Raw genomic sequence first — 13,920 nt, 5'->3', positions numbered from 1 at the left:
GGATCTCCGGGTTACGCGTCCGGTTTGACCGCGACGATGCTGTAGGTCGACACCTTGTTCTTGATCAGCGCGACGGACCAGTTTTCGGCGAGCACGCGCAATTCTTCCAGCGTGTCCGGCGCGCGGTGCGGGAAATGGCGGTCGATGTTGGCCTTGGCGTCCATCAGCCAGCGCGCAACGTCGATGTTCGACGGCAGCACGCGCATGTCGCGGATCGCGAACCCGGCGTCGATCAAGACCTGCCTGAAATAGTCGGGCGTCTTCCGGTGCTTGCACGCGATCCGGTCGATCTCGTCCGGCGTGTCGGACTGGTATTCGCTCAGGTCGACGTTGTACAGATTGTCCGAGATGACCACCGAGCCGCCACTGCGCACACGCGCATGCAGCGCGCGCATCGCCTTTTCGTACAGCGCGTTCGGGAAATGCGAGATCACGCCGCGAATGATCACCAGATCGTACGGTGTCGCGGGATCGGGCAGTCGATCGACGTCCTGGGCGTTGCACTGATACAGGTTGATGCGTCCAGCGAGCCCATGCTGCGCATGAAAGCGTGCGCAGTACTCGAGTTGCTCGCGACTGACGTTGACACCGTCGAGGCACATGCATCCGGGGAAGCGGCCGGCCAGATACTTGAGGATGTAGCCCCAGCCGCAGCCGATGTCGAGGATGCGCTCGACGCGTGCGGGAACGGGGTCGTCGAAGCCGGCGAGGCGAAGCTGGCGTTCGAAGTAGCGAATGCCCGATTCATCGAGCGAGATCGGCGGCGTGGAGCGCGGATCGTCGTAGACGCCGAACTGGAACAACAGGTACTCGCCGATCGCCTTGCGCCAGTCGTCCGGACTGCCGGCGTAGGTCGCCTGCACTTTCTGCTCGTAGTCGCTCACCGTCTCGCCATGCAGCACGCGGATAGGCAGGGCGGGCTCCAGGTACGGCGCGCGTATTTCGGTGATTGCCTGTTCGCTGATCTGATTCATCGAAATCCTCGCGTCGTCCATTTCCGTCAAACCGGACAAAACCATGCCCGCCGATCGAGCAGCAGCGCACGGCTTCACGAAATGCCGGCGCGAAAATGCTCCGCGCCCGCCGATACGTGCGATCGTGCTACCGAATAAATCGAGGTAATGCTTCTGTCGAAGCGTTATGAAGGCGAAAGATCCGTGCGCATTTATAGGCGCCCCGAATAAATGGCGGAAAGAGCGCCGTGACGCAATATCGCGATGCAGACCCCATATCGTGCGCGGGACGTCTGGCGACGCGGGGTTGCGCCGGCTGGCCGGTTCGGCTCCGTATGTCACTTGCACTTTCACGATTCCGATATTGCGATCGTGAACTGGAAGCAAAGTGTATTTGTTATATGAGAGGCGATTCGATTTTTCAAGAATCTTCCCGTTTGTTTTAAAAGCACGGGAAAACAGGCATCGATTAAAAATATTTAAATCGCGATTGTCAATGGCGGAGGGAATTGTTTCGATTCGATGAAACGAAAAGGGCAGCCGCGCTGCGAACGACCGCGCGCGTGGCCGCCCGGCCGGACGAGGCCGGGCGGCCGCATGACGTCAAGCTCGACGGAAATGCCCGCTCCCTAAGGAGCGGACCGGGCGCGGTGGACCGGCGCCTACGGCCGCGCGGCCACCTCGTCGAGGTGCCACAGCAGATCCGCCGGATCGTCATACACGCGCAGCGCGCCCGCGCGCTCCAGCTCGTCGCTGCCATACCCGCCCGACAGCAGCCCGACACCCAGCGCGCGGCAGCGGCTCGCGGCGAGCATGTCCCAGATGCTGTCGCCGACCACCACCGTATGCTCGATCGGGACGTTCAGTTTCGCGGCGGCGGTCAGGAACAGGTCCGGGTCCGGCTTCGCATACTTCACCTGATCGCGCGTGACGACGACGTTCTTCGCCGGATCGACGCCGAGCGCCTCGAGATTGATCGCCGCGGTTTCCATCCGCCCGCTGGTCGCGATCGCCCAGCGAATGCCGGCGTTCGACAGCGCGGCCAGCAACTCGCGCGCGCCCGGCAGCGGCCGGACCTGCGCGCGCAGCCGTTGGTACGCGGCCGCGTGCAGCCGCGCGAGCCGCTCGACACGGTCGGCGTCGATGTCGCCGTCCGTCTCGCGCAACAGCTGGTTCAGGAACAGGCCGCCGCTCATCCCGATCTTGCGATGGATGCGCCACACCGACAGTTCGATGCCCTCGGCATCGAGCGCTTCCTTCCACGCGAGGACGTGCTGATAGACGCTGTCGACGAGCGTGCCGTCGAGATCGAACAGAAATGACGTTTCAATGCGCATGTGAATCTCCTGGCCCGATGGCATTCGGGCAAATCGTCGGCAAAACCCAATTCGTCACATTATCGGCGCACGGCCGTGTCACCGCCATGTCCCGCGCCGGGCGCGCAGCCCGCGCCGCGCCCCGGCGGCAGCGTGTCGAACGGCGCTGGTACAATCGCGCCGATGCGCCGGGCGGGCCGCCCGCGCGCGCCCAACCTTCGTCGAATCCCCGTATGGCAACCCCCGACGCCGTCAGTTCCGAACAATCGTGGTGGGGCGTTCTGGCCCTGGCACTTTCCGCCTTCATCTTCAATACCACCGAATTCGTGCCCGTTGCGCTGCTGAGCGCGATCGGCGACAGCCTGCAGATGCAGCCGACGCAGGTCGGCCTGATGCTGACGATCTATGCGTGGGCCGTCGCGGTCGTGTCGTTGCCGCTGACCTTCGTCACGCGGCACGTCGAGCGTCGCAAGCTATTGAGCGTCGCGCTGCTGGTGTTCGTCGGCAGCCATGTCGTGACCGGCTTCGCATGGAATTTCACGGTGCTGATGATTGGCCGGCTCGGCATCGCATGCGCGCATGCGGTGTTCTGGTCGATTTCGATCCCGCTCGCGGTGCGGCTCGCGCCGAGCGACCGCAAGAGCCGTGCGCTCAGCCTGATCGCGATGGGCTCCGCGATCGCGATGGTGGCCGGGATTCCGCTCGGCCGCGTGATCGGCGAGGCGTTCGGCTGGCGCGTCACGTTCCTGATCATCGCGGGCGCGGCGGGCGTCACGCTGCTGTTGCTGCGCGCCACGTTGCCGTTGCTGCCGAGCCAGGGCGCCGGGTCGCTGAGCAGCATCGGCGTGTTCCTGCGCAAGCCGGCGCTGGTCGCGCTGTACGCGATCACCGTGCTCGTCGTGTCCGCGCACTTCACGTCGTACACGTATATCGAACCGTTCGTGCAGAGCGTCAACCATGCGAGCAACAGCCGGATCACGTACGTGCTGATCCTGTTCGGCGTCGCGGGCCTGCCGGCCGCGGTCTGCTTCAATCGCGTCTATCCGCACCGGCCCGACGATTTCCTGCTCGCGTCGATCGTCGCGCTGTCGGGCTGCCTGCTGATCCTGTTCCCGAGCGCGCTGAACATTGTCACGCTGTCGGTTCACACGCTGGTGTGGGGCGGCGCGATCGTCTGTTTCGGGCTGGCGATGCAGGCGTGGGTGCTGAAACTGGCGCCGGAGGCGACCGACCTCGCCGTGTCGATCTACTCCGGGCTGTACAACGTCGGGATCGGCGCCGGCGCGCTGCTCGGCAACCATATCGCGGGCGATTTCGGGCTGCCGTGGATCGGCACGTTCGGCGGCGTGGTCGCGATCTTCGCGGGCGGTGTCGCGTGGGCAGCGTTGCGGCTGCACGCGAAACGGGAAGCGGCGGTCGCGACCGCCGCGCGTTGATGTCGCGGCCGGGCTCGCGCCCGATGCATCATGCGACCGAATAGCCGCCGTCGGCCACGAGCGCGTGCCCCGACACATAGCTGGAATCGTCCGACGCGAGGAATGCGACGATCGTCGCCATTTCTTCGGCCGACGCCCAGCGGCCGGCCGGCGTCGACGCGGCAAAGGCCAGCCGTGCGTCCTCCGACGGCCAGATGCCGCGCTGATGGAACGGCGTATCGATCAGCCCGGGGCACAGCGCGTTGACGCGTACGCCGCGTTTGAACCATTCGATCGAAGCCGTCTTCGTCATCCCGATCACCGCGTGCTTGCTCGCGATATACACCGACGCATTCTCGAAGCCGATCACGCCGCCCATCGACGCATTGTTGATGATGCTGCCCGCGCCTTGGCGCAGCATGATGTCGGCCGCGAATTTCATCGAGTTGAAGACCCCGCGCACGTTCGGCTCGAACACGCGGTCGAAGCTTGCCGCGTCCTGCTCGAGCAGCGGCGCGAATACGCCTTCGGTGCCTGCATTGTTGAACGCGATGTCGAGGCGTCCATGGGCCGACACCGTGAAATCGAACAGCTTGCGCAGATCGTCTTCGTTCGCGACATCCGCGGCAAAGGCTTTGGCGTCGCCGCCGGCAGTCGCGATCTCGTCGACCAGTCGGTCGAGCTCGGCCTGGCGTCGTGCGCTGACGACGACCTTCGCGCCGCGCCGCGCGAGTTCGATCGCCGATGCGCGGCCGATGCCGGAACTGGCGCCCGTCACTAGCGCGATGCGGCCTTCGAGCGGAGCGGAATGCGTGCTTGCGTTCATGATGTGTTTCTCCGTGGGGGTTGATCCGTTACGTCGAAGCGACGTCTGAAGCGCATTGTGGTCGCTCGGCGTCGACAAGAAAATGGAACAATGGTGCATTCAGAATTCCTCGATGAGGAATTAAAATCGTTTTTTTACGCGTGTCATCGAGGCCTCCCATGCTCAACCGGCTCGACCTCCTGAAGATCTTTGCCGCGGCCGCCGCGGCGCCGACGTTTCGCGAGGCGGCCGCGCGGCTCGGCGTGTCGCCGCAGGTCGTCACGCGCGCGGTGCGCGAACTGGAGGAGATGCTCGGCGAGACGCTGTTTCACCGGACGACCCGCAGCATCCGGATCACCGCGTTCGGCCAGTCGTTCGCGCGCGACGCGCAGGGCGCGCTGGCCGCCGTCGACGGGCTGTTCGGGCCTGCCGCCGGCCAGCGCGACGAGCCGGTCGGCGTCGTCCGGATCACCGCGCCGTCGGGCATGGGGCGGCATTACGTGCAGCCGATCCTCGCCGGTCTCATGCAGCGGTATCCGGGGCTCGTGCCCGATTTGCGGCTGTCCGACGTGCCGTCGCCGGTGGTCGACGAGCAGATCGACATCGGCGTGCGCGTCGGCGCGATCGGCGACAACCGCTTCGTCGCACGCATGGTCGGGCCGTTGCCGATGTGGGTGGTGGGCGCGCCGTCGCTGATCAGGCGGCTGGGCGAGCCGAAAAACCGCAAGGCGCTCGAAGCGATGCCGGTGACGTGCCTGATCGATCGTGCAAGCGGCCGGCCATGGCCGTGGACGTTTCGCGGCGAGCACCAGTTCGTGCCGGCGTCGCCGGCTTACCTGACCGACGACGCCGAGGTGGAAATCGACGCCGTGTGCGCGGGGATGGGGCTCGGCCAATGCTCGGAATATCTGGTCCGGCCGTACGTCAAAAAGGGGCGCCTCGTGCGGGTGTTGTCGAGCCTCGAGCCCGAGCCGTGGAAGCTGCATGTTTATCGACCGCGGCGCGGGCCGATGCCGCGTCGCATCCGGGTGGTGTACGACGAACTGGTGGCGAAGCTGGCGGAGGCGACGTGGCGGGAGTAGGGGGGCCGCACCACGGCACACGTTCGTCGCGGCCGCATCGTGAAACTTTTCGTGTCCGACGACATCGTGCCGGACGAACGCCGGTCATTCGGCGACCTCGTGGTCTGCCTGAAGGCGCTGGTGCCGATCGTCGGCGCGATGACCGACGCGAGGCCCGACATTACGCACCTGATCCGCGCGCATTTCGCCGCATCGTTCGTTGCGACGCGCTGAATGCGGCATGTTATGCTCCGCGCGAAACCCGTGTTCCGGAATTAGAGGCTCGGCAACGGGCCGCGTGTGCGGCACGGCCGTTCGCCCTCGATTGATTGACGCTCATGAACGGTAACTCCACGCTCGATCCCGTGGCGCAAGAGGCGATTGACTGGGAAGTGAGGCTGCGCTCCGGCGAGATTTCGCAGGCGGAGCGCGACGCCTTCCTGGCATGGCGGCGCGCGGATCCGGCCCACGAAGAAGCGTGGGCGCGGCTGCAGCAGCGGCTGGGAAGACTGGGTCCGTTGCAGGGCACGTCGAGTGCGGCGGTGCGGCAGGCGCTCGACGAGCCGTCGCGTCACCGCAGACGATGGCTGAAAGCCGGCGCGGGGCTCGGCGGCATCGTGCTCGCCGGGATCGGCACGCGCCAGCTCGTTTCGACGTTTTCGCTCGACGCGGACTACCACAATGGCGATGTGGTCCCGCAAAGGGTCCAGTTCGACGGCAACGTCTCGGTCACGGCCGGCGCGGCCACACGGGTATATACCCATGCGCGTGAACAAGACGACCTCTATCTGGCCGCCGGTCAGGTTGCAACCGATCCTAATCCCAAAGGCTATCAGCCTGTCGTCGTGACCACCCGCGACGGCATGGTCCGCACCGAGCGGGCGCGCGTGAGCGTGGACGTTCTGCGCCTGCATACCGTCGTGGCCGTGCAAGGCGGCGACGCGGTCCTCGCCGTGCCTCACGGGCGCCGTTTGCGGGTACCCGATGGATCGGCGTGGTCCCTATCGGGCGGGCAGATCGCCCGCATGCCCGAAACGTCGGCCGACATCTTCTCGTGGACACGCGGCACGCTGGTCGTGCTCGACCGCGCGGTGCCGGACGTGATCGAAACGCTGGGCCGTTACTTCGGCGGCTATATTCGCTTTCCGGAGGCCGCGCTGTCGCGCCGCGTGAGCGGCGTCTTCCCGCTCGACGACGCGCCGGCCGCCCTCCGGCAACTGGCCGAAAGCCTCGGGTTTTCCCTGAATCTGTACGGCAAGATGCTCGCCGTCGCCACACCTGCCTGAAACCGCGGGCAGCCCCTCCCGTCCCCCCTCCAGATTTTTTCGATTTGCGGTGTCACTTTTCGCCGCTCGTTGCACAAGGTAGTCAAGAGCGCATCGAATCGCTCGACATCAACCCGTGCACTCGAGTGGAGGAAGTGTGTTCGACGCTATCGACAAGGCCATATTGTCCGTGCTGCAGCAGGACAGCACGCTCTCGGTGGCCGAGATTGCCGACCGAGTGAACCTTTCGACGACGCCATGCTGGCGACGCATTCAGAAGCTCGAGCAGGACGGCGTGATCGCGCGTCGCGTGGCGCTTCTGGATGCGAAGAAGCTCAACGTGGGCGTGACCGTGCTGGTGGAAATCAAGACCGCGGAACATACCACCGCATGGTTGCGGCGTTTCTGTGACGTGGTGGCGACGATTCCCGAGGTGGTGGAAGTCCATCGCATGAGCGGGCACATCGACTACATGCTCAAGGTGGTGGTGCCGCATATCGACGCGTACGACAGCGTATACAGGCGTTTGATCGGCGCGGTCGACATCTTCGACGTCAGTTCCAGCTTCTCGATGGAGACCATTAAGCAGACCACCGTATTACCGCTCGATTACATGCTGTGACCGCGTGGGCCGAGCAGTTTATCGATAGGGACGGAGAAGGACGGAATTTCACCGGCGCGGCGGAAACCGCGGAATGGAATTCCAAAACGGGCGGCGCAAGCGAATTGTTTCAAAAAAACATTCCAGGCCCGGACGATAGACTTGTTTCATCGATGACGCATTCGGGCAAGAGGCTGACTGAAGCCCGATTTGAAGCATGACGGTACTTTGCGACACGATGATGACGCGATTACGCGTAGGAATACTGAAAGAACGGACGAAGAGCCAATACATTCGACAAGGGAGCGGTTCAAACGTGAAGCTCAACATCAGAACACGCCGGGCGATCTCGAGCCAGGCATCAGGGGTTGCCGTCGCGGTCGCCGTTGCACAGGTTTTCATCGCGGCGTCGGCGCATGCACAACAGACTGCCCAGCAGTCATGGCATCTCGCGAGCGGTCCGTTGGACCGTACGCTGGTCGAAATCGCGCAGGCGGCCAACGTGAGGTTGAGCTACGACGCGGGCCTCGTGCAATCGTTGAAATCGTCGCCCGTTGAGGGCAGCTACACCGCCGAGGCCGCGATTCGACAAGCGCTCCGAGGCACCGGCCTCGACCTCGTCGCCACGGGCAGCGGTGGTCTGACCATTCAGAAGGCGGTTGCGAAGCCGACCGCGGCGGCGCCCGTTGCGGCGTCGGCGGCGGCAGTCTCCGCGGGGCCTGTCGACACCACGCTTCCGCTCATCAGCGTGGCAGCCAGCCGGGACTCCGGCGGCACCGGCTTCGTCGCGGAATCGTCGTCCACCTATGCGCGATCGGATGTACCGCTGAGCCAGACGCCGAAATCGGTCAGCGTCATCAACGCGGCGGTGATCCAGAGCCAGGCCGCTCAGTCGCTCTCCGACGTGCTGAGGAATGCTTCCGGTGTCGTCACGCGGCCTGGGCCGCTCGGTGTGCCGAGTTACACGATTCGCGGGTTTGTAGCGCAAAACCTCACATCGGATGGATTGGCGACTGTCGGGACGGCCCCCAACGTTACGCCGACGATCGCCATCTCGAGCGTGGAAGTGGTCAAGGGGCCCTCGGCCATCGTGAATGGCAACAGTCCGCCGGGAGGCGTCATCAATCTCGTCAAGAAAACGCCGCAGGCCGAACCGTTTCACGAAATCCAGGTGGGCTACGGTTCCTACGGCGACGAGCAGATCGCGCTGGACAGCACGGGCGCCATCACCGCCGACAAGAAGCTTCGGTATCGCTTCATCATCTCGGGTGAACGGGTCGGCCAGAATTCGATGGGATATGACGGCGAGAGAAATTTCTACTTCGCACCGACCCTGCAATGGAAGGACTCGACCACGGATGTAACGGTCGGATATGAGCGCACGGTCAATCGCGAGCCGGTTCCGCCATTCACCGTCGGCTATGCCAAGGGCGACATCTATCGAAACTATATCGACAGGCCGCTGGGCACGCCGTCCGACCATTTCGGCGCGCAAACGGACAATATTTTCATTCACCTCGAACAAAAGCTCGGCACGGCGCTGACCTTCGTGAGCAAGGGTTCCTATACGCGGACCCAACAAACGCAGCAAGCCTGGACAACGGCGACGCCGCTCTCGGCGACCAACGGCACGTTGTTCCACAACTTCGATTCGGTCTCGGATTTCTACAGTTGGAGCTTCCAGAATTACCTGCGAGCCAAGTTCGATATCGGCGCTGTGAAAAATACGGTGATTGCGGGCTGGGACGTTCTGCGCTACAGCCAGCATCAGTCTGACACCACGACATCGAAATTCATTTCCATTCCGAATGTCTTCGGCTCATTTACGCTTCCGTCTCCCGACACCGGAAACGTGATGCCGAATAACACGACCTACTTCACTCAAACCGGTTTATATCTACAAGATCAGTTTTCCTATAAGAATTTCCATGCGCTCGCGTCCGTGCGCCGGGATACCTATCTGACACATGCGACCTACGCCGGTAACCCCCCGGCGGGAAGCCATCAGAACGCCTATAGCCCGAGCCTCGGCCTGCTCTATGAACTGACCTCCGAGGTTTCGGCCTACGCGAGCTACAACCGCGGCTTCCAACCGGGCACGGCGCTTCAATTCGGTGGCGGTGTGCTCCCCCCGCAAATCAGCCAGCAAGTCGAAGTGGGCATGAAGTTCAACCTGCTGGACGACAAGCTGGCCATCACGACCTCGGCTTACCGCACCTCGTTCAGCAATTACGACGTTGCCGATCCGGCCCATCGCGGCTTCTATCTTCCTGCCGGCGGCGCCGTGAGCCGCGGATTCGAAGCGGAGATTACCGGGCAGCCGCTGCCTGGCGTCAATGTGGTGGGCAGCTATACGTACAACGACTTCGTGCAGCCCCCGGACACCAAGCTGGCGGTGAACCTGCCCAAGAACAGCGCCAGCCTGTGGGCGACCTACAACTTCCAGACCGAAAAGCTCCAGGGTTTCGGGGTCGGCGCGGGGCTCTTCTTCGCGAGCGGGCAGTACATCGGCTCGGGCTCGGCGTACCGCATCCCCAGCCAGGTGGAGACGGATCTCGGCGTGTTCTATCGGAAGAAGGGGTACGGCTTGAATCTTTCGATCAAGAACGTGTTCAACCGCAAGCTCTACTACAGCAGCACGTCGGCCTCCATGATTCCGATGGGTCCGGAGCGGACGGTCATGCTGACCGGAACCTATGACTTCTGATTCCTTGCCCGCCCGCCCGTGGGACGACATCGCCGTGCGCGAGAACACGTCCCAGGCGCCTTATGCGCGCACACGCCGCATCGCGTGTGCCGCAGGGGTGCTGCTGGGGCTGTACGTCGCGGTCCACCAAAGCGCGGTGACGCTCAGGCTCGAGGCGGGACGTCCAGCGGGCGGCACGGTGCAGGTGCAACTGGTCGCCGCGCCGGCGCCGCGGCCAGCGCCAATCCCGCCTGCGCCGCCGAAGCCGCGCACCGAGCCACCGAAACCGGTGGCGCCGGCGAAGCCGGAAAAGGCGCACGTGCTGGCATCGCACGCGCCGAGCCCGCGCACGGTGGAAGCGGCGCCCCAGGAGGCGCCGAAACCCGCCGAAACGCGGCCGGTCGCGCCGGCGCCCGCGCCGCATCCCGCACCTGAAGCGGCGCCGGCACAGCCTGTCGCGCAACCCGCGCCGGGGCCGAACCTGCTGGACGCGCCGAAGCAAATCAGCGCGGGCGAGTTGAAGCAGTTGGGATGCCAGATGCCGCGACCCGACTACCCGGCGAAAGCGCGCCGGCTGCAACAGGAGGGCACCGTAGTCGTGCATCTGAGCATCGGCACCGACGGCGCGGTGACGTCCGCGCGCGTGGCGCAGAGCAGCGGCTCGCCGCTGCTCGACGCGGCCGCCGTCGCGGCAATCCGCGCCGGCCGCTGTCATCCGTACGAGACCGCGGGCATCGCGCGCTCGGTCGAAGCTTCCCAACCCATCGCATTCAACCTGAACGACTGAACCCGCACCAATCGGAGCAACACATGGAACAGTATGGCATCGCCAACGTCTGGCAACAGGGCGACTTCGTCACCCGCTTCATCTTCGTTTTCCTGATCGGCATGTCCGTCGTATCATGGTTCGTGATACTGACGAAAGGATTTTCCAATCGGCGTCTCGAATCGTTCGGCAAGCGCGCGCAAACGGGTTTCTGGTCCAGTGCGTCGATCAGCGACGGCATCGCGGCGCTGGGCGAGCGCGGTGACAATCCTTATCGTGCGCTGGTGCTTGCCGGGCGCGAAGCGAATGAACAGCATGCGGGCAATGAACCGTCGATGCAGGGCAGCCTGAGCGCGAGCGAATGGGTGGCGCGCGGGCTGCGCAACGCATTCGACGACGAAGTCGCGCGCCTGCAGAACGGCCTGGCCGTGCTGGGCTCGATCGGCAGCACCGCGCCGTTCGTGGGGCTGTTCGGTACCGTCTGGGGCATCTATCACGCACTCATGGCGATCGGCATGTCGGGTCAGGCCAGCCTCGATCACGTTGCCGGCCCGGTGGGCGAGTCGCTCGTGATGACGGCGATCGGGCTGTTCGTCGCCATTCCGGCGGTGCTCGGCTTCAACTACGTGAACCGCGGCAACAAGCGCGTGAGCCATCGGCTGAACCGCTTCGCGCATGAGCTGCACGTGTATTTCGTCACCGGCGCGAAGGCCCGTGCCGACGCCAGCCGGCCGGTTGGCGCACCGGTCGCGACCAAGCGCGCGACGCCCAACCTGGCCGCCTGAAGGAGCCCGTCATGTCAATGATTACCGATGGCGGCGGCGACGAAGGCGTCATGAACGACATCAACATGACGCCGCTGATCGACGTGATGCTGGTGTTGCTGATCATCTTCATCGTGACGCTGCCCGTCATCAACAAGGCGGTGAAGGTCGATCTTCCGCAGGCGGCGGCGCAGCCGGCCGTGTCGAAAACGCAGGACATCGATTTGTCGATCACGGCGGACAAGACGGTGCTGTGGAACAAGCAGCCGGTTGACGCGGATGCGTTGAAGGCGCGCGTGGCCGAGGCCGCGGCGCAGGCCGAGCCGCCGGCGGTCAACATCAACGCGGATCAGCACGTCGAGTACGGCAAGGTCGCGACCATTCTCGCGGCGCTTCAGGGCGGCGGCCTCAACAAGATCAACTTCGTGATGCAACCGCCCGAGGCGCACCCATGACGGTGAACGGCGCTTCTCCAATGGACCGCGCGGAAGACGCTGAAGCGCGCCGCCATTTTCCGTCCGTATGGCGACTGCTGTTCCCTTACTGGCGTACGCGCGAAGGCGTGTTCTCGCTGATATTGCTGGTGCTCGTGATCGGGTCGAGTTGGGCCACGACGTACGTGATGCTGTGGAACAACAACTGGACCGGCACGTTCTACGATGCGATCGGCGCTTCCCGATTCAAGATGCTGCCGGAGCTGCTCGTGCGTTTCCTGCTCGTGGCAATGGCCGGCGCGGTCGTGCAGATTACCGGGGTGGTGCTGCAGCAAATCGTGCAGATTCGCTGGCGCCGGTGGCTCACGACGTGGCTCGCCGAAAAATGGCTCGCACGCAACAACTATTATCGGATCGAACGCGACCGGGAACTCGAGAACGTCGATCAGCGTATCGCTGAAGACGTGAAGCTGTTCGTCGACGGCACGCTGCTGCTGGGTCTCGGGTTTCTTTCGGTACCGGTCAGCGTCGTGTCGTTCAGCGTCGTGCTGTGGCGCATGGGCGGCCCGTTTCAGATGCATATCGGCGGATCGTCGTACGTATTGCACGGTTATCTGGTGTTCGCCGCATTTGCCTACACCGGCGTCATTTTCGCGGCGACGCATTATCTGGGCCGCAGGCTCATCACGCTGACGGCCAGACAGCATCGTGTCGAGGGCGATTTTCGCGTGCTGATGGTGGGTGTGCGTGAATTCGCGGAACAGATCGCGTTCTTTCAGGGGCAAACGTCCGAGCATGGGCGTCTGCAGGCATCGTTTCGCTTCGTGGTATCGAATCTCTACGCGACGCTGTGGGTGAATACGCGCCTCTTGTTCTTCACCAATATCGTCGGTCAGGTCAGTTCGGTCATTCCGACCTTGCTGGTGCTGCCGCAACTGATGTCGGGCGGGCTGACGCTCGGCGGGCTGATGAAATCGAACGGCGCATTTCATTCCGTCACGGGGGCGCTGGCATTTTTTCCGCAAGTGTATCCAGGATTTACGTCGTGGCGTGCGGAGGCCAACCGTTTGCGCGAATTCCTGCACGTGACCGAGCATGAGCCGCGACAGGAAATCGCGCTGGACGAAAGCCGCACTGGAGCGGTCGCCGCGAGCGGGCTCGTCTTGCGCGACGCGTCGGGCGACACACTGTCGCGCGTGCCCGACTTCGTGCTCCTGGCCGGCCAGCGTTGCCTCGTACGCGGTCGCTCGGGGTGCGGGAAAAGCACGTTACTGCGCGCGCTGGCCGGCCTATGGCCCTACGGCGAAGGCACGATCGTGCGTCCGGCGGCCGGCACGTTCTTCTTGCCGCAACGCAGCTATATCCCGCCGGGCTCGCTGAAGGCGGCCGTGACCTATCCGCGCGACGCTTCGGCGTACCCGGACAGCGAATGCGAGGCACTGCTGCACGCGTGCGGATTGTCGGCCTATGCGCGCTTGCTCCATGTCGAGGACCGCTGGAGCACACGGCTTTCCGGCGGCGAGCAACAGCGCGTGGCATTTGCACGCGTACTGCTCGCCAAACCTTCCACGGTGTTCCTCGACGAATGCACGTCCGCACTTGATAGCCAAAGCGAGAAGGAACTTTACGGTTTGCTAATCGAGCGTTTGCCTCAGGCCACGGTCGTCAGCGTCGCGCATCGCAAGGAACTGCTGGCGTTTCACGACACGACGGTCGATTTTCCCGCACCGGCGGCACCGGAAGCACGACAGGATGCGGCCGACGAAACGGAGGGCGCACACGCCGGCAGTCGCGCATCCGTCGGAACGCCACTGTGCTGAGCGCCACGATCCCAACCGATGCCGTGCATTAGAA

13 protein-coding genes are annotated in these 13,920 nt (G+C 64.2%); 10 read left to right on the top strand and 3 right to left on the bottom strand.

Translation table 11 applies throughout. The features are described 5' to 3' along the window. Positions 1 to 11: 11 nt before the first annotated feature. Positions 12 to 1,307 carry a class I SAM-dependent methyltransferase gene (locus HWX55_RS07995; RefSeq protein WP_244140523.1) on the bottom strand — a complete coding sequence of 432 codons (1,296 nt, stop codon included), beginning with the start codon at positions 1,305 to 1,307 and terminating at the stop codon, positions 12 to 14. A 308-nt stretch (positions 1,308 to 1,615) separates the two neighbouring features. Then, a complete protein-coding gene (locus tag HWX55_RS07990) occupies positions 1,616 to 2,290 on the bottom strand; it encodes an HAD family hydrolase (protein WP_175975208.1) in 675 nt (224 codons plus the stop codon). Positions 2,291 to 2,502: 212 nt separating this feature from the next. Between HWX55_RS07990 and HWX55_RS07985 the strand changes: the two genes are divergently transcribed. Beyond that, positions 2,503 to 3,705 carry a sugar transporter gene (locus HWX55_RS07985; RefSeq protein WP_175975207.1) on the top strand — a complete coding sequence of 401 codons (1,203 nt, stop codon included), beginning with the start codon at positions 2,503 to 2,505 and terminating at the stop codon, positions 3,703 to 3,705. Between the two features lie 28 nt (positions 3,706 to 3,733). On the opposite strand, the gene HWX55_RS07980 is transcribed toward HWX55_RS07985, so the two are convergent. After that, positions 3,734 to 4,510 (bottom strand): glucose 1-dehydrogenase, encoded by a 777-nt coding sequence (locus tag HWX55_RS07980; protein ID WP_175975206.1) that lies wholly within the window; start codon positions 4,508 to 4,510, stop codon positions 3,734 to 3,736. A gap of 158 nt (positions 4,511 to 4,668) precedes the next feature. On the opposite strand from HWX55_RS07980, the gene HWX55_RS07975 reads away from it, so the two are divergent. The 9 genes from HWX55_RS07975 (at position 4,669) to HWX55_RS07935 (ending at position 13,886) form a co-directional block, all read left to right on the top strand. Continuing rightward, positions 4,669 to 5,571, top strand: a complete 903-nt coding sequence (locus HWX55_RS07975) for a LysR family transcriptional regulator (protein WP_175975205.1) — start codon at positions 4,669 to 4,671, stop codon at positions 5,569 to 5,571. Positions 5,572 to 5,622: 51 nt separating this feature from the next. Then, a complete protein-coding gene (locus HWX55_RS07970) occupies positions 5,623 to 5,784 on the top strand; it encodes a hypothetical protein (protein ID WP_175975204.1) in 162 nt (53 codons plus the stop codon). A 104-nt stretch (positions 5,785 to 5,888) separates the two neighbouring features. After that, positions 5,889 to 6,836: a DUF4880 domain-containing protein gene (locus HWX55_RS07965; RefSeq protein WP_175975203.1), complete on the top strand. Its 948-nt coding sequence runs from the start codon at positions 5,889 to 5,891 to the stop codon at positions 6,834 to 6,836. A 136-nt stretch (positions 6,837 to 6,972) separates the two neighbouring features. Beyond that, positions 6,973 to 7,437 (top strand): Lrp/AsnC family transcriptional regulator, encoded by a 465-nt coding sequence (locus tag HWX55_RS07960; RefSeq protein ID WP_175975202.1) that lies wholly within the window; start codon positions 6,973 to 6,975, stop codon positions 7,435 to 7,437. 295 nt (positions 7,438 to 7,732) lie between these two features. After that, positions 7,733 to 10,123, top strand: coding sequence for a TonB-dependent receptor (locus HWX55_RS07955; RefSeq protein ID WP_175975201.1), 2,391 nt, complete (start codon positions 7,733 to 7,735; stop codon positions 10,121 to 10,123). Positions 10,124 to 10,157: 34 nt separating this feature from the next. Then, the gene (locus HWX55_RS07950) at positions 10,158 to 10,889 is read left to right on the top strand and encodes an energy transducer TonB (protein WP_244140522.1); all 732 of its coding nucleotides are present in this window, start codon (positions 10,158 to 10,160) and stop codon (positions 10,887 to 10,889) included. A 23-nt stretch (positions 10,890 to 10,912) separates the two neighbouring features. After that, complete coding sequence (locus HWX55_RS07945) at positions 10,913 to 11,653, top strand: MotA/TolQ/ExbB proton channel family protein (RefSeq protein WP_175975199.1); 741 nt, start codon at positions 10,913 to 10,915, stop codon at positions 11,651 to 11,653. 11 nt (positions 11,654 to 11,664) lie between these two features. Next, a complete protein-coding gene (locus HWX55_RS07940; RefSeq protein ID WP_175975198.1) occupies positions 11,665 to 12,087 on the top strand; it encodes a biopolymer transporter ExbD in 423 nt (140 codons plus the stop codon). Continuing rightward, a complete protein-coding gene (locus tag HWX55_RS07935) occupies positions 12,084 to 13,886 on the top strand; it encodes an ABC transporter ATP-binding protein/permease (RefSeq protein WP_175975197.1) in 1,803 nt (600 codons plus the stop codon). The genes HWX55_RS07940 and HWX55_RS07935 overlap by 4 nt, the downstream gene beginning before the upstream one ends. The last annotated feature ends 34 nt before the right edge of the window (positions 13,887 to 13,920 follow it).

Origin of the sequence: Burkholderia sp. BCC1047 (assembly GCF_902833155.1) — a bacterium.
Taxonomy (GTDB): domain Bacteria; phylum Pseudomonadota; class Gammaproteobacteria; order Burkholderiales; family Burkholderiaceae; genus Burkholderia; species Burkholderia sola.
This window is presented reverse-complemented; position numbering and strand designations above follow the sequence as displayed.

Coding starts and splice junctions, on each gene's coding strand:
- HWX55_RS07990 (WP_175975208.1), bottom strand. CDS start 2,290: ATGCGCATTGAAACGTCATTTCTGTTCGATCTCGACGGCACGCTCGTC.
- HWX55_RS07985 (WP_175975207.1), top strand. CDS start 2,503: ATGGCAACCCCCGACGCCGTCAGTTCCGAACAATCGTGGTGGGGCGTT.
- HWX55_RS07980 (WP_175975206.1), bottom strand. CDS start 4,510: ATGAACGCAAGCACGCATTCCGCTCCGCTCGAAGGCCGCATCGCGCTA.
- HWX55_RS07975 (WP_175975205.1), top strand. CDS start 4,669: ATGCTCAACCGGCTCGACCTCCTGAAGATCTTTGCCGCGGCCGCCGCG.
- HWX55_RS07965 (WP_175975203.1), top strand. CDS start 5,889: ATGAACGGTAACTCCACGCTCGATCCCGTGGCGCAAGAGGCGATTGAC.
- HWX55_RS07945 (WP_175975199.1), top strand. CDS start 10,913: ATGGAACAGTATGGCATCGCCAACGTCTGGCAACAGGGCGACTTCGTC.
- HWX55_RS07940 (WP_175975198.1), top strand. CDS start 11,665: ATGTCAATGATTACCGATGGCGGCGGCGACGAAGGCGTCATGAACGAC.
- HWX55_RS07935 (WP_175975197.1), top strand. CDS start 12,084: ATGACGGTGAACGGCGCTTCTCCAATGGACCGCGCGGAAGACGCTGAA.